This is a genomic window from Streptomyces sp. Tue6028, assembly GCF_002300165.1.
GTDB lineage: Bacteria > Actinomycetota > Actinomycetes > Streptomycetales > Streptomycetaceae > Streptomyces > Streptomyces siamensis.
This window is the reverse complement of the sequence record NZ_MLCE01000022.1, coordinates 13,115-32,447: the sequence shown is the minus strand read 5'-3', so window position 1 is coordinate 32,447 and position 19,333 is coordinate 13,115. Positions and strand designations below refer to the sequence as shown.

At 72.4% G+C, this 19,333-nt stretch carries 16 protein-coding genes; 5 read left to right on the top strand and 11 right to left on the bottom strand.

Annotated features, from left to right (window positions below; translation table 11 throughout):
* Window positions 1–75: 75 nt before the first annotated feature.
* Complete coding sequence (gene lysS / locus BKI49_RS21010; protein ID WP_095935985.1) at window positions 76–1,815, bottom strand: lysine--tRNA ligase; 1,740 nt, start codon at window positions 1,813–1,815, stop codon at window positions 76–78.
* A 146-nt stretch (window positions 1,816–1,961) separates the two neighbouring features.
* Here lysS and argS point away from each other — a divergent pair, with 146 nt between their 5' ends.
* Window positions 1,962–3,722 carry an arginine--tRNA ligase gene (gene argS / locus BKI49_RS21005; RefSeq protein WP_095935833.1) on the top strand — a complete coding sequence of 587 codons (1,761 nt, stop codon included), beginning with the start codon at window positions 1,962–1,964 and terminating at the stop codon, window positions 3,720–3,722.
* Window positions 3,723–3,804: 82 nt separating this feature from the next.
* Here the strand turns inward: argS and BKI49_RS21000 are convergent, their stop codons facing one another.
* Complete coding sequence (locus BKI49_RS21000; protein WP_257004893.1) at window positions 3,805–4,761, bottom strand: hypothetical protein; 957 nt, start codon at window positions 4,759–4,761, stop codon at window positions 3,805–3,807.
* A gap of 196 nt (window positions 4,762–4,957) precedes the next feature.
* On the opposite strand from BKI49_RS21000, the gene BKI49_RS20995 reads away from it, so the two are divergent.
* A complete protein-coding gene (locus BKI49_RS20995) occupies window positions 4,958–5,839 on the top strand; it encodes a DUF4253 domain-containing protein (protein WP_095935832.1) in 882 nt (293 codons plus the stop codon).
* 239 nt (window positions 5,840–6,078) lie between these two features.
* Here the strand turns inward: BKI49_RS20995 and BKI49_RS20990 are convergent, their stop codons facing one another.
* The 3 genes from BKI49_RS20990 to BKI49_RS36180 form a co-directional block, all read right to left on the bottom strand.
* Window positions 6,079–7,296: an aminotransferase-like domain-containing protein gene (locus BKI49_RS20990; RefSeq protein ID WP_095935831.1), complete on the bottom strand. Its 1,218-nt coding sequence runs from the start codon at window positions 7,294–7,296 to the stop codon at window positions 6,079–6,081.
* A gap of 152 nt (window positions 7,297–7,448) precedes the next feature.
* Window positions 7,449–8,351, bottom strand: a complete 903-nt coding sequence (locus BKI49_RS20985) for an SAM-dependent methyltransferase (protein ID WP_095935830.1) — start codon at window positions 8,349–8,351, stop codon at window positions 7,449–7,451.
* Window positions 8,352–8,509: 158 nt separating this feature from the next.
* Window positions 8,510–8,917, bottom strand: coding sequence for a DUF4232 domain-containing protein (locus tag BKI49_RS36180; RefSeq protein WP_306453567.1), 408 nt, complete (start codon window positions 8,915–8,917; stop codon window positions 8,510–8,512).
* Here BKI49_RS36180 and BKI49_RS36175 point away from each other — a divergent pair.
* Window positions 8,916–9,119 carry a hypothetical protein gene (locus BKI49_RS36175; RefSeq protein WP_306453566.1) on the top strand — a complete coding sequence of 68 codons (204 nt, stop codon included), beginning with the start codon at window positions 8,916–8,918 and terminating at the stop codon, window positions 9,117–9,119. The two genes, BKI49_RS36180 and BKI49_RS36175, sit on opposite strands and share 2 nt — an antisense overlap.
* Window positions 9,120–9,452: 333 nt before the next feature.
* Here the strand turns inward: BKI49_RS36175 and BKI49_RS20975 are convergent, their stop codons facing one another.
* The gene (locus tag BKI49_RS20975; RefSeq protein ID WP_095935828.1) at window positions 9,453–10,952 is read right to left on the bottom strand and encodes a transcriptional regulator; all 1,500 of its coding nucleotides are present in this window, start codon (window positions 10,950–10,952) and stop codon (window positions 9,453–9,455) included.
* Window positions 10,953–11,167: 215 nt separating this feature from the next.
* On the opposite strand from BKI49_RS20975, the gene BKI49_RS20970 reads away from it, so the two are divergent.
* Window positions 11,168–11,899: a DUF4232 domain-containing protein gene (locus BKI49_RS20970; protein ID WP_095935827.1), complete on the top strand. Its 732-nt coding sequence runs from the start codon at window positions 11,168–11,170 to the stop codon at window positions 11,897–11,899.
* A gap of 96 nt (window positions 11,900–11,995) precedes the next feature.
* Entirely contained in the window at window positions 11,996–12,901 is a 906-nt protein-coding gene (locus tag BKI49_RS20965) for an NAD(P)-dependent oxidoreductase (protein WP_095935983.1), read from the top strand.
* On the opposite strand, the gene hemB is transcribed toward BKI49_RS20965, so the two are convergent.
* From hemB to BKI49_RS20940, 5 genes are all read right to left on the bottom strand, one after another.
* Complete coding sequence (gene hemB, locus BKI49_RS20960) at window positions 12,887–13,885, bottom strand: porphobilinogen synthase (RefSeq protein ID WP_095935826.1); 999 nt, start codon at window positions 13,883–13,885, stop codon at window positions 12,887–12,889. The two genes, BKI49_RS20965 and hemB, sit on opposite strands and share 15 nt — an antisense overlap.
* 205 nt (window positions 13,886–14,090) lie before the next feature.
* A complete protein-coding gene (locus BKI49_RS20955; protein ID WP_095935825.1) occupies window positions 14,091–15,794 on the bottom strand; it encodes a bifunctional uroporphyrinogen-III C-methyltransferase/uroporphyrinogen-III synthase in 1,704 nt (567 codons plus the stop codon).
* The gene (gene hemC, locus BKI49_RS20950) at window positions 15,791–16,768 is read right to left on the bottom strand and encodes a hydroxymethylbilane synthase (RefSeq protein WP_095935824.1); all 978 of its coding nucleotides are present in this window, start codon (window positions 16,766–16,768) and stop codon (window positions 15,791–15,793) included. Before hemC ends, BKI49_RS20955 begins: the two co-directional genes overlap by 4 nt.
* Window positions 16,765–18,552 (bottom strand): glutamyl-tRNA reductase, encoded by a 1,788-nt coding sequence (locus tag BKI49_RS20945; protein ID WP_095935823.1) that lies wholly within the window; start codon window positions 18,550–18,552, stop codon window positions 16,765–16,767. Before BKI49_RS20945 ends, hemC begins: the two co-directional genes overlap by 4 nt.
* The gene (locus tag BKI49_RS20940) at window positions 18,549–19,307 is read right to left on the bottom strand and encodes a redox-sensing transcriptional repressor Rex (RefSeq protein WP_095935822.1); all 759 of its coding nucleotides are present in this window, start codon (window positions 19,305–19,307) and stop codon (window positions 18,549–18,551) included. The genes BKI49_RS20945 and BKI49_RS20940 overlap by 4 nt, the downstream gene beginning before the upstream one ends.
* Window positions 19,308–19,333 lie beyond the last annotated feature (26 nt).

Below are 19,333 nucleotides of genomic sequence, written 5' to 3'. Positions count from 1 at the left end.
GGGCGGACGTGAACGGACGAAAGGGGGGCTCCCGGTGATCACCGGGAGCCCCCCTTCGCCGTACCGTCCGGGGCGTTACGCGCCGAGCAGCTTGCGTACGCGCTCCTGCCCGACCGCGAGCAGCAGCGTGGGCAGGCGCGGGCCCGTGTCGCGCCCGACGAGCAGGTGGTAGAGCAGCGCGAAGAAGGTGCGCTGGGCGACCTTGATCTCCGGCGGGAGCTCCTTGGCGGTCGCGTCGGCGCTGTAGCCGGCCTGGACCTTGGGGACGCCGTAGACGAGGTGGGTCAGGCCGTCCAGGGACCAGTTCTCCTCCAGGCCCTCCACGAGCAGGCGCAGCGAGGCGCGGCCCTGCTCGTCGAGGGACGCCAGCAGGTCGGCGTCCGGCTCGTCGCGGACGACGGTGCGCTCCTCGGCGGGGACCTGCGTGTTGATCCAGGTCTCGGCCTTGCCGAGCCGGGGCCGGACCTCGTCGAGCGAGCCCAGCGGGTTCTGCGGGTCGAGCTCGCTGAGGATGCGCAGGGTCTGGTCCTCGGCGCCGGCGGTGATGTCGGCGACGGAGGCGAGCGTGCGGTACGGCATAGGACGGGGCGTCCTCGGCAGCTCCCCGGCGGCCGTGCCCACCGCGCGCGCGTACGCGGCGGCGTCGGCCGGGAGGACCGAGCCGTCGGCGACCTTGCCCGCGAGCTTGTCCCACTCGTCGTACAGCCGCTGGATCTCCTGGTCGAAGGCGATCTTGAACGACTGGTTGGGGCGACGGCGGGCGTACAGCCAGCGCAGCAGCTGCGGTTCCATGATCTGGAGCGCGTCCGCGGCCGTGGGCACGCCGCCCTTGCTGCTGGACATCTTCGCCATGCCGGAGATGCCGACGAAGGCGTACATCGGGCCGATGGGCTGCTTGCCGCCGAAGATCCCGACGATCTGCCCGCCGACCTGGAACGACGAGCCGGGCGAGGAGTGGTCGACGCCGCTCGGCTCGAAGATCACGCCCTCGTGCGCCCAGCGCATCGGCCAGTCGACCTTCCAGACCAGCTTGCCGCGGTCGAACTCGCTCAGCCGGACGGTCTCGGAGAAACCGCAGGCGGAGCAGGTGTAGGTCAGCTCGGTCGTCTCGTCGTCGTACGCCGTGACGGTGGTGAGGTCCTTCTCGCACCGGCCGCAGTACGGCTTGTACGGGAAGTAGCCCGAGGTGCCGCTGCCGTCGTCCTCGGCGGCAGCGCCGGAACCCTCGGCGGCCTCCAGTTCGGCCTCGTCGACCGGCTTCTGGCCCTGCTTCTTGGCGGGAGCCTTCTTGGTCCGGTACTGGTCGAGGATCGCGTCGATGTCGCCGCGGTGCTTCATCGCGAACAGCACCTGGTCGCGGTAGGCGCCCGAGGTGTACTGCTCCGTCTGGCTGATCCCGTCGTACTCGACACCCAGCTCGGCCAGCGCCTCGACCATGGCGGCCTTGAAGTGCTCGGCCCAGTTCGGGTGCTCCGAGCCCACCGGGGCGGGGACGGACGTCAGCGGCTTGCCGATGTGCTCCGCCCAGGACTCGTCGATGCCGGGGACGCCGGCCGGGACCTTGCGGTAGCGGTCGTAGTCGTCCCAGGACAACAGGTGCCGCACGGTGTACCCGCGGCGGCGGATCTCGTCGGCGACGAGGTGCGGGGTCATGACCTCGCGCAGGTTGCCGAGGTGGATGGGGCCGGAGGGCGAGAGCCCGGACGCGACGACGACCGGTTTGCCCGGGGCCCGACGCTCCGACTCGGCGATGACCTCATCCGCGTAACGGGAGACCCAGTCGGTGGTCTCGGTGCTCTGAGCCACGATCGGCACGTCCTTCTTTCTCATACGCCAGTACGGCTGACGCGTCCATTCTCCCAGCTCGGACCCGAACCGCGAAAACGGCTTTTCACCGCATGGGATACTGGGTTTTCTGTACTGAGAAACTCCCGGAACCCGAGCAGAACGGCACTCACTCCATGGCCTCGGTCACGTCCCTCACCGCTTCCGTCCACCAGCGCCTCGCGGACGCCCTCTCGGCAGCTCTGCCGGAGGCCGGTTCCGCGGACCCGCTGCTGCGACGAAGCGACCGGGCCGACTTCCAGGCCAACGGCATCCTGGCGCTCGCGAAGAAGGCCAAGGCGAACCCGCGGGAGCTGGCCACCCAGGTCGTCGCGCAGGTCGAGTCGGGTGACGTGATCAAGGACATCGAGGTCTCCGGCCCCGGCTTCCTGAACGTCACGATCACCGACAGGGCGATCACCGAGAACCTCGCCGCGCGGTACGAGGACGGCGCGCGCCTCGGCGTGCCCGTCGCGGACCACCCGGGCACCACGGTCATCGACTACGCCCAGCCGAACGTGGCGAAGGAGATGCACGTCGGCCACCTGCGGTCCGCGGTGATCGGCGACGCGGTCGTCCAGCTGCTGGAGTTCACCGGCGAGACGGTCGTCCGGCGCCACCACATCGGCGACTGGGGCACCCAGTTCGGCATGCTCATCCAGTACCTGATCGAGCACCCGCACGAGCTGGACCACAAGGGCGGCGCGGTCTCCGGCGAGGAGGCCATGTCGAACCTGAACCGGCTCTACAAGGCCGCCCGGACGATCTTCGACTCCGACGAGGAGTTCAAGACGCGGGCGCGGCGCCGGGTGGTCGACCTCCAGGCGGGCGAGCCCGAGACGCTGGCCATGTGGCAGAAGTTCGTGGACGAGTCGAAGATCTACTTCTACTCGGTCTTCGACAAGCTGGACATGGAGATCAGCGACGCGGACGTGGTCGGCGAGTCCGGCTACAACGACATGCTGGACGAGACGTGCCGCCTCCTGGAGGAGTCGGGCGTGGCGGTCCGCTCGGACGGCGCGCTCTGCGTGTTCTTCGACGACGTGAAGGGCCCGGACGGCAACCCGGTCCCGCTGATCGTGCGGAAGTCCGACGGCGGCTACGGCTACGCGGCGACGGACCTCTCCGCGATCAGGGACCGCGTCTTCAACCTGAAGGCGACGTCGCTCATCTACGTCGTGGACGCCCGCCAGTCCCTGCACTTCAAGATGGTCTTCGAGACCGCGCGCAGGGCCGGCTGGCTGAACGACGACGTGAAGGCCCACCAGCTCGCCTTCGGCACGGTCCTCGGCAAGGACGGCAAGCCCTTCAAGACGCGTGAGGGCGAGACGGTCCGGCTGGTCGACCTGCTGGACGAGGCGGTCGAGCGGGCCTCCGCGGTCGTGCGGGAGAAGGCGCTGGACCTGTCCGAGGCGGAGATCACCGAGCGGGGTGCCCAGGTGGGCATCGGCGCGGTGAAGTACGCGGACCTGTCGACGTCGGCGAACCGGGACTACAAGTTCGACCTGGACCAGATGGTCTCGCTGAACGGCGACACGTCCGTCTACCTCCAGTACGCGTACGCCCGTATCCAGTCGATCCTGCGGAAGGCCGGCGAGGTCCGCCCGGCCGCGCACCCGGAGCTCGAACTGACCGGGGCGGAGCGGGCGCTGGGCCTGCACATCGACGCCTTCGCGGAGGTCGTCGCCGAGGCGGCGACCGAGTACGCCCCGCACAAGCTGGCCGCGTATCTCTACCAGCTGGCGTCGCTGTACACGACCTTCTACGACAAGTGCCCGGTCCTGAAGGCCGAGACGCCGCAGCAGGTGGAGAACCGCCTCTTCCTGTGTGACGTGACGGCCCGCACGCTGCACCAGGGCATGGCCCTGCTGGGCATCCGGACGCCCGAGCGGCTCTGACACCGCGGGCGTCCGGGCTGACACAGCCCGACGACGGCCCCGGCGGGACGGCAGCGACCGTCCCGCCGGGGCCGTCCGCCTGTCAGGCGTAGTAGTGGATGCTGCCCCGCAGCGCTGCGGCAGCGCCCTCGCAGTGCTGGACGAAGGTCGCCGCGAACGCCTCGACGGCGCCGTCGTCCCCGCGCGCCAGCCTGGTCACGGTGAACTCGCCGGTGGACGTGTTGCATCCGCGCCCGTTGCCATGGACGTCGAGCCCGCCGAACGACTCGTCGCTGCTGCGCCGCGTCTCGTAGGTACGGCCCGCCTCCAGCCGCTGTCCCGTCGGCGGGGTGAGCAGCGCCGTGTAGTACTCGCGCTTGCCCGAGACGTCGTACTGGACGCCGTCGCCCCACGCACGGAGACCGAACGTACTGGTGGCACCGGTGTGCCGGGCGCTCGTGCCCTGCCCGATGTAGTCACCGGAGTCGCTGGTGTAGGCGTAGGACAGGGGCAGCGCCCGGTACTTGACGACGCCCTTGAGCGCCGGGGCCGTGGCGCTCTCGCAGTGCTGGGTGTACGTCGCGTCGAGGACGGTGATCGCGCCGGAGTCGTCCGTCTCGATCTGGTCGACCGAGAACTGCCCGTACACCTCGTTGCACCCGCGTCCGTCGCCGGAGACATCGAGGCCCGGGGAGCGGCCGGTGCGGAACGCGGCCCTCTCCGCGTCGCGGTAGACACCGGGGTGGAGCTTCTCGCCGGCCGGCGCGGCGAGTTCGACGTCCCACCAGGTGCTGTCGGTGGACACGCGGAAGCGGGCGTACTCCGCGGAGCCCCCCACGCTGATCGTGGCCGTCTTCGCCGTGTACGCCGCGGCGGAGCCCTGGCCTATGTAGTCACCGGCCTGGCTGGTGTGGCTGTACCTGGTCACGGCCACGGGTGCGCCGTCCGCGGCCGCGGCGGCCGCGGCGGGCGCGGCCAGGGCCGTGGTGAGACCGATCGTCGCCGTGAGACCCGCCAGCAGGCCGGTCAGAGCGCGTCGCCATCCTGTGCGTCGGGGCACGGATGCATCCCCCTCCATGAGGGCGGGCGCCCCCACTGGGCACCCGCTCCTCCGATGGAACAACCGTCACCGACATCCCTCGCGGCACTGACGTCAATCAGCCAACACCTTGTCCGTTCAACGGTGTTGGCGCCCCGCCCCCTCCCGCGGGAGGGGGCGGGGCGCGTTGTCAGTGGCGGACCCTAGAGTCACCGGCATGGCGACACTTCCGAACCCGCTGCCGCAGCTCGCGGCCGACCCGAGCGGCGCCTCGCTCGGGCTTGAACTCCCGCCCGGGACACTGGTCGACGCGACCGACGAGGGCCCCTGGCACGAGCCGCTGCTGTGGGACGCCGACGTCCCGGCGCGGCCCGGCGGCTGGGCGACGCTGGAGCCCGCCCGACGGACCGCCGGCCTGCTCCCGGTGCTCCTGGACGTGGGGGGCGACCGGGGCCGCCCGCAGGACTGGGAGTTGACGCCGGACGAGATGACGTATCCGGGGGACCACGACGCCGAGGAGGTGCTCGCGGAGTTCTGGGACGAGTACGCGGCGGACCCGCCGGACGCCGACGCGGACTACCCCGGCAAGGAGAAGGTCGTCGAGATATTCGGCGAACCCCACACGTTCGACGAGACGATCGCGCCGTACGGCCCCGTGTGGCCGGGCCTCGCGCCCGCCACCGGGCAGGGGGCCGACCCCGACGCCCGCGCCGCCGAGGTCGCCGACGCCCTCGCGGACGGCGGCTCGTGGCTGAAGGACCCGCGCCTCGCGCTCGTACCGGCACGGCGCAGCGCGGACATCCCGGCGGCGATCGGCTGGACCGGCCCGGTGAACCACGAGAACGACGTGGCGCGGCTCTGCGCCGTCCTGCGCTCGTGGGAGGACCGCTTCGGCATACGCGTCGTCGCGCTCACCTTCGACCAGCTGGTCCTGTCGGTGGCCGCCCCGCCGAGCACCCTGGCGGAGGCCGAGGCCGTCGCCGCCGAGCACTTCGCCTTCTGCCCGGACAACATCACGCAGGGCCATCACGAGGTCCTGCGCGAGTACGCGGCGCACGAGGTGCTCGGCCGGCAGGTCTGGTCCTTCTGGTGGGACTGAGCAGCGCGTGAGGCCGGTGGTCCTGCGACCACCGGCGCCCGCGCGCCGGCCGGTGGTCGCGCGCCGGACGGCTGTCCAGGGGGTTTCGTTCGGATCGGGTCGGATCAGGCCGCGGGGTCCGGTGCGGTGCATCGCAAGACGGAGGATCACCCGCGTACTGGGCGTACTCGGGTGGTCCGACAACGCGGCGAGGTGCCGTGCCGGGCCCTGCGGACCCGGGCTGATCCCAACGAAACCCCCTAGCCGCGCAGCCCGGTCCCGAGCCGCCGCAGCCCCTCCGCGATCTCTTCCGGAGTCTGCGTGACGAAGCACAGCCGCAGCGTCGCCGGATCGGGTGCGGCCGCGTAGAAGGGGGCTCCGGGCACGTACGCCACGTCCTGCTCCACCACGCGCGGGAGCAGGGCCGTGGTGTCGTACGACTCGGGCAGCCGCGCCCAGAGGAACATGCCGCCCTCGGGACGGGTCCAGGACGACCCGGCGGGCAGTGCCTCGGCGATGCCGGCGAGCATGGCGTCGCGCCGCTCCCGGTACACGGCGGCGACCCCGGCCACATGGGCGTCCAGGTCCCGGTCGGCCAAGTACCGTGCGGCGGCGAGCTGGTTGACGGTCGGGGTGTGCAGGTCGGCGGCCTGCTTGGCGACGGCACACGCGCGGCGCAGGGCCGCGGGCGCGCGCAGCCAGCCCAGCCGCATCCCGGGCGCCATCACCTTGGAGAAGGAGCCCAGCAGCACGGTCCGGTCCGCCGCCCCGTCGTGGGAAGCGATCCACGGGACCCGCTCGCCCTCGAAGCGGAGTTCGCCGTACGGGTCGTCCTCGATGATCCACAGTCCGCGCCGGGCGGCCACCTCGGCGACGGCGGCCCGCCGCTCGCCGGGCAGGGTGCGTCCCGTGGGGTTCTGGAACGTGGGCACGGTGTAGAGCAGCTTGGGCCGCTCGCGGGCCGTCAGGGCGTCCAGGGCGTCCGGGTCGAGGCCGTGCTCGTCGCCCGGCACGGCCACGATCCGGGCCCCCGCGAAGGAGAACGCCTGGAGCGCCGCCAGGTAGCAGGGACTTTCGACGAGCACGGTGTCGCCCGGCTCCAGCAGGGCGGTGGCGAGCAGGGACAGCGCCTGCTGCGAACCGGTGGTGACGAGCACGTCGTCCGCGGTGGTGGGCAGTCCGCGGGCGCGGGTCCGCTCGGCCAGCGCGGCCCGCAGCGCGGGCTCGCCCTCGGTCGTCGAGTACTGCAACGCCCGCTCGGGGACCTGTGCGAGCACGTCGCGGTAGGCGGCGGCGATGCCCTCGGCGTCGAAAAGCTCCGGTGCGGGCAGGCCGCCCGCGAAGTTGATGACCTCGGGGCGCGCGGTGACCGCGAGGATGTCGCGTACCGGCGAGCCGCCGATCGCGGTGGCCCGTGCGGCGAGCGCGGGCACGGGTGCACTGCCGCTCCTGGCGGGAACGTTCTCGACGACGGTCACGATGGGCTCCTTGTCCGCGACTCCACGACGGCACTTCGTTCCGCACCCTACGGAGATCCCTGCCGTCTACACCTTTCAATTCCGCGATCCGGACGGCCGGACGCCTCCCGGGCCGTGGATCTCGGCCCGGGACGGCCCGGCCGCACCGGGGTTCAGCGCTTGACGCCCGTGGCGGCGTACACGTTGATGTCCGCGTCCGTGACGTCGTTGATGTCGCGGTAGCGGACCTTCTCGATGTCGTCGAGCCCGGCGAGATGGGCGGGATCGGCGGCCTCCGGCGCGGGCGCGGCCCCGTCGGGGCGCCAGTGGTGCGCGGGCACGACACCCGGCTCGTCCATCTCCAGCCCGCACTCCGTGAAGAACCGCTCGACCTCTGCCCGGGAGCGCAGCACGAACGTGAACCCGCGCTCCGTGTAGGTGCGTTGCACGGCCCGGATGTTCTCCGGGTTGAGGTCCTCCGTGAGGTGGGTGAGCACGAGCCGGCTCCCCGAGGGCAGGGCGTCGACCAGCCGGCGCACGATCGGGTACGCCTCCTCGTCCTCGACGAAGTGCAGGATCGCCACCAGCACCAGCGCGACGGGCTCGTCGAAGTCCAGCGTCTTGGCGGCCTGTTCGAGGATCTGCGCGGGCTGCTTGAAGTCCGCGTCGATGTAGTCGGTGCGTCCCTCGGGCCCGCTGGTGAGCAGGGCGCGGGCGTGCGCGAGGACCACCGGGTCGTTGTCGACGTACACGACCCGGGCGTCCGCGGCGATGCGCTGGGCGATCTGGTGGACGTTCTCCTGCGTCGGCAGCCCGGTGCCGATGTCGAGGAACTGGCGTATGCCCTCCCGCGCGGCCAGCGTGGTGACGGCGCGGCGCAGGAAGTCCCGGTTGTGCCGCACGTCGAGGTAGCCCCGCGGGTTCGCCGCGAGGGCCGCGGCGGCGGCGTCACGGTCGACGGGGTAGTTGTCCTTGCCCCCGAGGAAGACGTCGTAGACGCGGGCCGGGTGCGCCTTGGTGGTGTCGATCCTCCTTCTCAGCTCGGCGGGGTCCTGGCTGAGAGCATCACCGGGCATAGAGCCTCTCCCTGGGGAGTTCGGTCATCGAAAGGGCAACAACCTAACTCGCGAAGGGACTTGAGAGTGCCCGCTCCGGCACGACGGCATCGAGCCGGTACGGGTGCGGGCACTGTCGTCAGGACGTCATGGAGCCGGTACGGCCGCGGTCGCTGTCGTCAGGACGGTTCGGTCGCGGACACCGCGGTGACGGTCACCGTGTCGTCGCACTCGGCCAGGACGCCGTCGTCCAGGGCGACCTGGTGCGAACCGGCACCCGGGAGGCCGACCACCAGGGTCGGGTACGTGACGGGCGTCGAACCGGACTCGCAGTAGCCGTCGGCCTCGCCCTGGACCTGGACGAACGTCAGCTTCGTCCAGGCCTTGCCGCCCGGCGCGAGCAGCACCTTGGACGCGGCGCCCGAGGACGTCACCGCCAGCGGGTGGTTCTTGTCCGGGGAGCCGTTGCCGGCACCCGCCACGGTCGGGTGGCCCTGGACGGTGCACGGCCCGGCGGAGGTGTTGGTGAACTGGACGACCGCCGCGCCGGTTCCGGTGCCGTCGGGCCGGTCCTCGGCCTGGCGCATGGACGCCTCCAGGTCCGACACCCCGCAGGCCTTGGCCGCCGCGGGCGTGGACGGCGCGGACGGCGAGCCCGCACCGCCGGGAGAGGCCTTCCCCGAGGGCGGCGTCGACGTGCCGGTGGACGGAGCGCCGCTGGACGCGGCCGGCTCGGCCGGTCGATGCGACGGCGAAGAGCCGGAGCCCACCCCGTCGTCGCCCGGCTGACACGCGGTCATGAACAGGGCGGCCGCCGACACGGTCACCATCGCCAGCGCTGCCCTGCGGACACCCGTCCTGTACTGCGTCCCGTACTGCATGCGGTCCCCCGAGAGAAGTTCAGGCGCCGGTCCTCACCGGCACTCGTCGCTTCAGAGCGCGGGACCGGTTCGCGGGGTTCACCTGCGGGGCGGTCTGTGACACGACGGTGACGGATTACGCCCGTAAGGCCGAAACTCCTGACAATCCACATGCATGGCGCTGCGTTCCGCCGACGCACCCGGCCGGCGCCGGCCTAGGGGGTTTCGTTTGGCGGGTCCGGCCTTATCCAAACGAAGCCCCCTAGCCGACGGCCGCCGTCTGCCACTCGCTGCCGCCCAGCGGATAGTCGTACGCCGGCCGTCCCGCGTTCCCGCTCGTGCGGAACACCTTCCCCCGGTCGTCGATCCGCACGGTCCCGTGCCGGGTGCCGCTCGACCACTCCAGCTCCAGGTACCAGCTGACGTCGTGCGCCCGCGCGTGCGCCAGCACGTAGAAGACCTCCGGATCGGACTCGCTGACCTTGTAGGGGAAATCGCGCTGGCCGTGCTCCGGCACGACCGACGGGCGTCCGTTGTCGAGGTCCACGCCGAAGGACTTCGTCGACACGTTGCCGCCGCAGCCCACGCCCATCGCGTAGTCGTTCCAGGGGAGCGGGCTGCCCTTGTGCACGACACGCACGTGCAGCGCCTCCAGCACGACGGTCGTCTTTCCGGTGCCCTGCACCGTGAGCGCGAGCATCTGGTCCTTGCCGGCGACGCCGCCCAGCGCGCCGACCCATCCGCGGGCGTCCTGCTCGCCGGGCGGCGGGGGCACCTGTGCGGGCTCCCGGTCCACCAAGTAGTGCTGGCTGCACGGGTCTTCGAACCGGTACGGGTCAGTGGCGACCAGGGGGGCTGTGCCCTCGGCGGCACCGGAGCCCGGTGCGGCGCCGCCCGGCGCGATGCCGGACGCCGACGGGCCGCCGCCGCGCGAGGCCGGCGCCGAGGGCGACGGGTGCCGCGTGCCGGGCGTCGCGGTGGCGGTCGCCGTACCCGTCCCCGTGACCGTGGTGCCGGGCGTGGCCTCGGCGGACGGCCCGACGGCCCCGGCGGACCGTTTCCCGCCCCGGTCGTCGCCCGTGCCGGGCACGAGGTTCACGACGAGAGCGGCAGCGGCGGCCACGGCGGCTGCGGCGAGCACGACGGAGCGCCGCCACCGGGGCACCCGTGCCCGCGCGGGCACGGGTCCGCCCGGTGAGCCGGGGAGGGGGTTCTTGGCATCGGAGGAGCCGGCTCCGGCGTCGGCCGCCCCCGGAGACCCGGCCTCGGCCTCCGTGTCTCCGGCGGAAGAAGCCCCCGGCACGTGAGCCGCCCCAGGTGCCTGCTCCGCCGTCGCCCCGTCGGCCGCCACCACCGTGTCGGCCGTCTCTGCCCCTTCGTCCGCGGCCGCCCCTTCGTCCGCGACCGCCCCGTCGGCCGCCGCTGCCCGGTCCGCGGTCTTCGGCCCACCCGCCGCGGCCGGCACCGGCCCGGTGGACGGCAGCGGCCCGGCCGACGCCTCCGGCTCCGCCGCCCCCTTGTGGCCCCGCAGCGCGTCCGCCCGCACCCACCTCCGGTGCAGCTCCAGCAGTTCGCCGGGAGTGGCCTTGCCCAGCCGGGCGAGCCGTTCCACGGGCGCGTAGTCCGCCGGTACGGCGTCCCCGTTGACGTACCGGTGCAACGTCGACGCACTCACGTGCAGCCGTTTCCCCAGCACCCCGTAACTGAGCCCGGACCGCTCCTTCAACTCCCGCAGAAGCTCCGCGAAATCGTCCCGCGCCACCCTTCCCCCATCCCCCGCGTCCCGGGGCCGCGTTCCAGGGGCATGTCGTTCCCCCAGGTCAGGCCCCGTGCAAACGTTCCGGCGTCCCGAATGCCCCGGCCACCGTGGCGGTCGGGACGGATCACCGCCCAAGCTGTTGTCATCCAAGCACGCCGCTCCCCTCGACCGGTCGAGCGGCCGCTCCAACCAGCCATACCTGCACAGGGGGATCACTCATGTCCGCACGCACCACCCGAACCCGCCTCCTCGCCGCCTCGACGGTCGCACTGGCCGCACTCGCGCTCTCGGCGTGCGACAACGGGCAGGGCGTACGGGACGAGGGCCCGTCCGCCGCGTCCAAGTCCTCGGCGCAGCCGACCGGTTCGTCGTCCACGGGGGGTTCCGCCCCCGGCTCCACGAGCAAGCCGGCCAGGAGCACCGGGGGCACGGCCGGCGGCATGGACGGCGGCACCACGGCCGGCGGTTCGGGCGGCGCCTCGGGCTCGTCCGGAAAGACCTCCGGGGGCTCGACGGGCGACGGCAAGGCCGGCGGGTCCACCCGCAACACCGCCTGCAACGGCTCCAACACGAAGACGACCGCCACCGAAGTCACCCGCCCCCTCAACCACATGCTCCTCACCGTCACCAACACCGGTTCGAAGAACTGCGACCTGACCGGCTACCCCGTCGCCCGCTTCGGTGAGGCGCAGGCGGTGCCGCCGGTCGCCGAGGAGACCCACCCGCAGGCGGTCGTGACCCTCACCCCCGGTGAGTCCGGCTACGCGGGCGTGCGCCTGTCCGCGGCGGACGGCAGCGGTGGCAACGGCTACACGGCCAAGACCCTGGTCGTCGGCTTCGACAAGGGCGCCTCCGCCCGCCCCGCGCTCCCCGCGAAGGGCGTGTACGTCGACGACAAGCTCCTGCTCACGTACTGGCAGCAGAGCCTGGACGACGCCCTGACGTACTGAGCACGGGCGGCCGGGGGGTCACTTACCGAAAGGTGAGGAGCTGACCAATTAGTGGGTACTTGTGGCGAGTTGGGGGCCCGAACCAGCATGGTCCCCATGACTTCCGAAGATCTTGCCGAGTCCCCGGCCGTCACGACCCCCGCCGCCCCCGTCTCCGTCCTGGGCCTCGGTCTCATGGGCACGGCCCTGGCCTCCGCCTTCCTGAGAGCGGGGCACCCCACGACGGTGTGGAACCGCACCCCGTCGAAGACCGGCCCCCTGGTGGCCCAGGGCGCCGCCCCGGCCGACACCCCCGCCCTGGCCCTCACGGCCGGCCCGCTCACCCTCGTCTGCCTCACCACGTACGACGACGTGGCCGGACTCCTCCACCCGCACGCCGACGCCCTCGCGGGCCGCACCCTGGTGAATGTCACCAACGGAACGCCCGCGCAGGCCCGGACGACGGCGTCCTGGGCGCGCGACCACGGCATCGCGTATCTGGACGGCGGCATCATGGCCGTCCCCCCGATGATCGGGACGCCCGCGGCGTACGTCCTCTGCAGCGGCGACGAACAGGCCTACCGGACGCACCGGGGCACGCTCGCCGCGCTCGGCGGCACCCGCTGGACCGGCACCGACCCGGGCCTGGCCGCGCTGTACGACCTGTCGCTGCTGACGGGCATGTACGGGATGGTCGCGGGCGTGGCCCAGGCGTACGCCCTGATCCGTTCGGAGGGCATCGGCGCCCGGGAGTTCGCGCCGCTGCTGTCCGACTGGCTGGTCGCGATGGCCGGCGGTCTGGTCCCGGGCACCGCGGAGGCCGTCGACAGCGGACGGCATCTCACCGACGTGTCCAGCCTGGCGGTCAGCCGGGCCGCGTTCCCGGGACTCCTCGCGACCTTCGCCGAACAGGGCCTGCGCACCGAGCTCTTCACACCGATGCGGGACCTGCTGGACCGGGCGGTCGCGGAGGGGTACGCCGACGACGGGCTCTCCCGCCTGGTGGAGCTACTGACGGCCTAGCGTCCGGGCGACCTCGGTGGCCCAGTAGGTGAGGATGTTCTGCGCCCCGGCCCGCTTGATGCCGGTCAGCGCCTCCAGGATGGCCTTGTCCCGGTCGATCCAGCCCTTCTCCGCGGCGGCCTCGATCATCGAGTACTCGCCGGAGATCTGGTAGGCGGCGACGGGCACGTCGACCGCATCCGCGACCCGCGCGAGGACGTCCAGGTACGGGCCGGCCGGCTTGACCATCACCATGTCGGCACCCTCCTCGAGGTCGAGCGCCAACTCCCGCATCGCCTCCCGCACGTTGGCGGGATCCTGCTGGTACGTCTTCCGGTCGCCCTGCAGCGAGGAGCCCACGGCCTCGCGGAAGGGGCCGTAGAACGCCGACGAGTACTTGACGGTGTACGCCAGGATCGACACGTCCTCTCGGCCGATCTGGTCGAGCGCGTCGCGGACGACACCGATCTGGCCGTCCATCATCCCGCTGGGTCCCACCACGTGCGCTCCGGCGTCGGCCTGCACCTGGGCCATCTCGGCGTACCGCTCCAGCGTCGCGTCGTTGTCGACGCGGCCCTCGGCGTCCAGGACCCCGCAGTGCCCGTGGTCGGTGAACTCGTCGAGGCACAGGTCCGACATGACGATCAGGTCGTCGCCGACCTCGGAGCGGACGTCGCGCAGCGCGACCTGGAGGATCCCGTCGGGGTCGGTGCCGGCGGTTCCCTGGGCGTCCTTGCCGGCGTCGTCCGGCACGCCGAACAGCATGATCCCGGAGACCCCGGCCTCCAGCGCCTCCACGGCGGCCTTCCGCAGGCTGTCACGCGTGTGCTGCACGACACCGGGCATCGCCGCGATCGGCACCGGCTCGCTCACGCCCTCCCGCACGAACGCGGGCAGGATGAAGTCGGCGGGGTGCAGGCGCGTCTCCGCGACCATGCGGCGCATGACAGGTGTCGTACGCAGCCGCCGCGGCCGCGTACCGGGGAAGGATCCGTACTTCGTCATACCCCCCACGCTACGCCTGCCCCAAGGGCACCTATACCGACGCTTTGTCGGCGTTCGCGACCGTGGGACGGGCCGGGACCGGCCCGTCGGGCGTCCGGGCGCGAGGCCGTCCGGGCCGCGGCGGTGGTCCGGTGACGGCAGCCCCCGTGTCCACGGGACGGGCAGGGGCCGAGGGGAGGAAACACCTCCCCTCGGCCCCCTGTCGTCAGGTGGTGCGGCGGCGGCGCGACCCGGGCCGGCGCTCGCTCGGCCGCGTCACCGGGTCACCGGCGTCCAGCGCGGCGGCCCGTCGGCGCAGCCCGAAGTCGGCCAGCGCCTCCGCGAGCTTGTGCACCGACGGCTCCGGCGCCATGACGTCGACCCGCAGTCCGTGCTCCTCGGCCGTCTTGGCCGTGGCGGGACCGATGCACGCGATGACGGTCACGTTGTGCGGCTTGCCCGCGATGCCCACCAGGTTCCGCACGGTCGACGACGAGGTGAAGAGCACCGCGTCGAAGCCGCCGCCCTTGATGGCCTCACGCGTCTCCGCCGGCGGCGGCGAGGCCCGCACGGTCCGGTAGGCCGTGACGTCGTCGACCTCCCAGCCCAGCTCGATGAGCCCGGCGACGAGCGTCTCGGTGGCGATGTCGGCCCGCGGCAGGAACACCCGGTCGATCGGGTCGAACACCGGGTCGTACGGCGGCCAGTCCTCCAGCAGTCCGGCGGCCGACTGCTCACCGCTCGGCACCAGGTCCGGCTTCACGCCGAAGGCGATCAGCGCCTTCGCGGTCTGGTCGCCCACGGCCGCGACCTTGATCCCGGCGAAGGCGCGGGCGTCGAGCCCGTACTCCTCGAACTTCTCCCGCACGGCCTTGACCGCGTTCACCGAGGTGAAGGCGATCCACTCGTAGCGGCCGGTCACCAGGCCCTTGACCGCGCGCTCCATCTGCTGGGGCGTGCGCGGCGGTTCGACGGCGATGGTCGGCACCTCGTGCGGTACGGCTCCGTAGGACCGCAGCTGGTCGGAGAGCGAAGCCGCCTGCTCCTTCGTACGCGGTACGAGGACCTTCCAGCCGAACAGCGGCTTGGACTCGAACCACGACAACTGGTCGCGCTGGGCGGCTGCGGAACGCTCACCGACCACGACTATCACCGGCCGGCCGCCGTCCGGGGACGGCAGCACCTTCGCCTGCTTCAGCGTCTGCGCGATGGTGCCGAGGGTGGCGGTCCAGGTGCGCTGACGCGTGGTGGTGCCGGCGACGGTCACCGTCATCGGGGTGTCGGGCTTGCGCCCGGCCGCCACGAGTTCACCGGCGGCCGCGGCCACGGAGTCGAGCGTCGTCGAGACCACGACGGTCCCGTCGGACGCGCCGACCTCGGTCCAGCAGCGGTCGGAGGCCGTCCGCGCGTCGACGAACCGGACGTCCGCGCCCTGCGCGTCGCGCAGCGGCACACCCGCGTAGGCGGGCACGCCGACGGCGGCGGCGATGCCGGGCACGACCTCGAACGGGACACCCGCTGCGGCGCAGGCGAGCATTTCCTCGGCGGCGTACGTATCAAGTCCCGGGTCCCCGGACACCGCACGCACGACCCGCTTGCCGCCCCGCGCGGCCTCCATGACAAGATTGGCGGCGTCCCTCGACGCGGGGTCACCAACGGTTGTTGACGCGCCGTCAACAACCGTCAGCTGAGGCGTGCCCGTGCCCCTGTACGCATCCGAAGAAGTGTCCGGATCGGTGTTCAGCACGGCGACGCTTTGTCTGGCATGCACACGCACCACGTCGAGCACCTCGTGCTCGGCGACGAGAACGTCCGCGTTCGCCAGCGCCTCCACGGCGCGCAGTGTCAGGAGTCCTGGATCCCCGGGTCCGGCACCCAGGAAGGTGACGTGCCCGTGTTCCGGACCGGCGGGAAGGTTGGTGGGGCTCAAAGTGCTCGCTCCCCCATCAGACCGGCCGCGCCCTTGGCAAGCATCTCGGCGGCGAGTTCACGGCCGAGCGCAATCGCTTGGTCATGTGTCTCGGGCACGGGACCGGTGGTGGACAGCTGCACCAGCGTCGAGCCGTCGGTCGTGCCGACGACGCCGCGCAGGCGCATCTCCTTGACAATCTGCCCGTCGGCCAGCAGGTCGGCGAGCGCGCCCACGGGTGCGCTGCAGCCGGCCTCCAGGGCGGCAAGCAGGGACCGCTCGGCGGTCACGGCGGCCCGGGTGAACGGGTCGTCGAGCTCTCCGAGCGCTGCGACGAGGTCCGCGTTGTCCGCGGCGCACTCGATCGCCAGTGCCCCCTGGCCGGGGGCGGGCAAAACAGTGTCGACCGACAGGAAGTCGGTGACCTCGTCGCTACGGCCGATCCGGTTGAGTCCGGCGGCGGCGAGCACGACGGCGTCGAGTTCCCCGCTGCGCACGTACCCGATGCGGGTGTCGACGTTCCCGCGGATGGCGACCGTCTCGATCGTCATCCCGTGATTGCGCGCGTACGAGTTCAGCTGGGCCATGCGGCGCGGCGAACCGGTGCCGATGCGCGCGCCCTCGGGAAGTTCGGTGAAGGTGAGACCGTCACGGGCGACCAGCACGTCGCGCGGGTCCTCGCGCAGCGGCACGGCGGCCAGCGACAGGTCGTCGGGCTGCGCGGTCGGCAGGTCCTTGAGGGAGTGCACGGCGAAGTCGACGTCACCACGCACCAGTGCCTCGCGCAGCGCGGTCACGAAGACCCCGGTGCCGCCGATCTGCGCGAGATGCTCGCGCGAGGTGTCGCCGTACGTCGTGATCTCGACCAGCTCGACGGGGCGCCCGGTCACCCGGCTGACGGCGTCCGCCACCTGCCCGGACTGGGCCATGGCGAGTTTGCTGCGCCTGGTCCCCAGCCTCAGCGCACCTTCTCGGTAGGTTCGCGGCTCACTCATGCTCGCCCTCGGTTCCTGGCGTTCTCGTTCTCGTTCTTGGGTTCGTCGTCGGCCCGCGAGACGGCGGCGACCGTCTCGGGGTCCAGGTCGAACAGGGTCCGCAGCGCGTCCGCGTACCCGGCGCCGCCCGGCTCGGCCGCGAGCTGCTTGACCCGCACGGTCGGTGCGTGCAGCAGCTTGTCGACGACGCGCCGTACGGCCTGCGTGATCTCACCGCGCTGCTTGTCGTCGAGGCCGGGCAGCCGGCCGTCGAGCCGCGCGATCTCGTTCGCGACGACGTCGGCGGCCATGGCTCGCAGGGCCACCACGGTGGGCGTGATGTGCGCCGCCCGCTGGGCGGCGCCGAAGGCGGCCACCTCGTCGGAGACGATCCTGCGCACCTGGTCGACGTCCGCGGCCATCGGCGCGTCCGCGGAGGCCTCGGCCAGCGACTCGATGTCGACGAGACGCACGCCGAGCAGCCGGTGCACGGCGGCGTCGATGTCGCGGGGCATCGCGAGGTCCAGCAGCGCGAGCACGGGCGCGGGCCGGGGGGCCTCGGCGACGGGCTCGGGCCTGCGGCGCTCGGGGATGCGGCCCGCGGTGGCGACGGCGGAGACCAGCGCGGCGATGGCGTCGGCCTCGCTCTCCGGGTCGAGCAGCGTGGACACGCCCGCGTCGTGGACCGTGGCGGTACCGGCGGCGGCCGGACGCTGCGCGCGGCCCGCCGCGTCGCCCTTGTCCACCCAGGCCGCGTGCTGCTCCAGCTCGGCCGCGGCCATGCCGGCCACCGCCGCCTCGCCGAGCACCGAGAAACCGGCCGTGCTCTGCACTCCGGGCAGGTCGAGGGGGCAGCCCTCCTCGGCGCCGACGCCGGCCGGCGCGAGCGGGGTGCCCGGCTGCGCGGTGCGGGCCGCGGGTGACGGCGTACGGGCGGACTCGGCACCGGGCACGGACAGTCCCGTGCGGCCCTCCACGGCCGCCGCGACGGCCTCGGCCGTCAGGACGAGCCCGGTGGCGCCGGTGCAGGAGACGGCGATGTCGGCACGTGTCAGCTCGACCGGTACCGACTCCATCGGTACCGCGCGGGCCGACACGTCCGTGTCCTCGCTGTCGGTGAGGATCCGGGCCAGGCGCTCGGCACGGTCGAAGGTGCGGTTGGCGATCACGATCTCGCCGACCCCGGCGCGCGCGAGGGTGGCCGCGGCCAGCGAGGACATCGAGCCCGCGCCGATGACCAGGGCCTTCCTGCCCTTGGCCCAGGCCTCGACCGCCGCACCGGCGGACAGCTGCTCCAGGCCGAAGGTGACCAGGGACTGGCCCGCACGGTCGATGCCGGTCTCGGAGTGTGCGCGCTTGCCGACCCGCAGCGCCTGCTGGAACAGGTCGTTCAGAAGACGGCCGGCGGTGTGCAGCTCCTGCGCGGTGGCCAGGGCGTCCTTGATCTGGCCGAGGATCTGGCCCTCGCCCACGACCATCGAGTCCAGGCCGCACGCCACCGAGAAGAGGTGGTGGACCGCCCGGTCCTCGTAGTGCACGTACAGGTACGGGGTGAGCTCCTCGAGGCCGACCCCGCTGTGCTGGGCGAGCAGCAGGGACAGCTCGGCGACGCCCGCGTGGAACTTGTCCACGTCGGCGTACAGCTCGATGCGGTTGCAGGTGGCGAGCACGGCGGCCTCGGCGGCCGGTTCGGCGGCGAGGGTGTCCTGGAGCAGCTTGACCTGCGCGTCCGCGGACAGTGCGGCGCGTTCGAGGACGCTGACCGGAGCGCTGCGGTGGCTCAGCCCGACGACGAGGAGACTCATGCCGGCATCACGGCGGGGACGTCCCCGTCGGGTCCCTTCTCGTCGTCGTCCTGGTGGGCCGCGGCCACGGCACCGGCCTGCGACTCGGCTTCCTCGCCGGCCTTGCGCTGCTCGTGGAACGCCAGGATCTGCAGCTCGATGGAGAGGTCGACCTTGCGCACGTCGACGCCGTCCGGGACGGACAGGACGGTCGGTGCGAAGTTCAGGATGGAGGTGACTCCGGCGGCGACCAGGCGCTCGCAGACCTGCTGGGCGACGCCCGGCGGGGTGGTGATCACGCCGATGGAGACGCCGTTGTCGGAGATGATCTTCTCGAGGTCGTCGCTGTGCTGCACGGTGATCCCGGCGACCTGCTTGCCGGCCATCTCGGGATCGGCGTCGATCAGCGCGGCGACCCGGAAGCCACGGGACGCGAACCCTCCGTAATTGGCCAGCGCCGCGCCGAGGTTACCGATACCGACGATCACAACCGGCCAGTCCTGGGTCAGGCCCAGCTCACGGGAGATCTGGTAGACGAGATACTCGACGTCGTACCCCACGCCACGGGTCCCGTAGGAGCCGAGGTACGAGAAGTCCTTGCGCAGCTTCGCGGAGTTGACCCCCGCCGCGGCCGCGAGCTCCTCGGAGGAGACCGTGGGGACCGAGCGCTCCGACAGTGCGGTGAGGGCTCGGAGGTACAGCGGAAGCCTGGCGACGGTGGCCTCGGGAATCCCTCGGCTGCGGGTCGCCGGTCGGTGAGTTCGGCCAGTTGCCACGGTGCTCCTGCGGGTAGAGCGGGGCT

Bases quoted from the DNA above. Each gene is read 5' to 3' on its own strand.
- BKI49_RS36175 (WP_306453566.1), top strand. From the start codon at position 8,916: ATGGACGCCTCCAGGTCCGACACCCCGCAGGCCTTGGCCGCCGCGGGC.
- BKI49_RS20965 (WP_095935983.1), top strand. From the start codon at position 11,996: ATGACTTCCGAAGATCTTGCCGAGTCCCCGGCCGTCACGACCCCCGCC.
- hemB (WP_095935826.1), bottom strand. From the start codon at position 13,885: ATGACGAAGTACGGATCCTTCCCCGGTACGCGGCCGCGGCGGCTGCGT.
- argS (WP_095935833.1), top strand. From the start codon at position 1,962: ATGGCCTCGGTCACGTCCCTCACCGCTTCCGTCCACCAGCGCCTCGCG.
- BKI49_RS20945 (WP_095935823.1), bottom strand. From the start codon at position 18,552: ATGAGTCTCCTCGTCGTCGGGCTGAGCCACCGCAGCGCTCCGGTCAGC.
- hemC (WP_095935824.1), bottom strand. From the start codon at position 16,768: ATGAGTGAGCCGCGAACCTACCGAGAAGGTGCGCTGAGGCTGGGGACC.
- BKI49_RS20995 (WP_095935832.1), top strand. From the start codon at position 4,958: ATGGCGACACTTCCGAACCCGCTGCCGCAGCTCGCGGCCGACCCGAGC.
- BKI49_RS36180 (WP_306453567.1), bottom strand. From the start codon at position 8,917: ATGCGCCAGGCCGAGGACCGGCCCGACGGCACCGGAACCGGCGCGGCG.
- BKI49_RS20985 (WP_095935830.1), bottom strand. From the start codon at position 8,351: ATGCCCGGTGATGCTCTCAGCCAGGACCCCGCCGAGCTGAGAAGGAGG.
- BKI49_RS20970 (WP_095935827.1), top strand. From the start codon at position 11,168: ATGTCCGCACGCACCACCCGAACCCGCCTCCTCGCCGCCTCGACGGTC.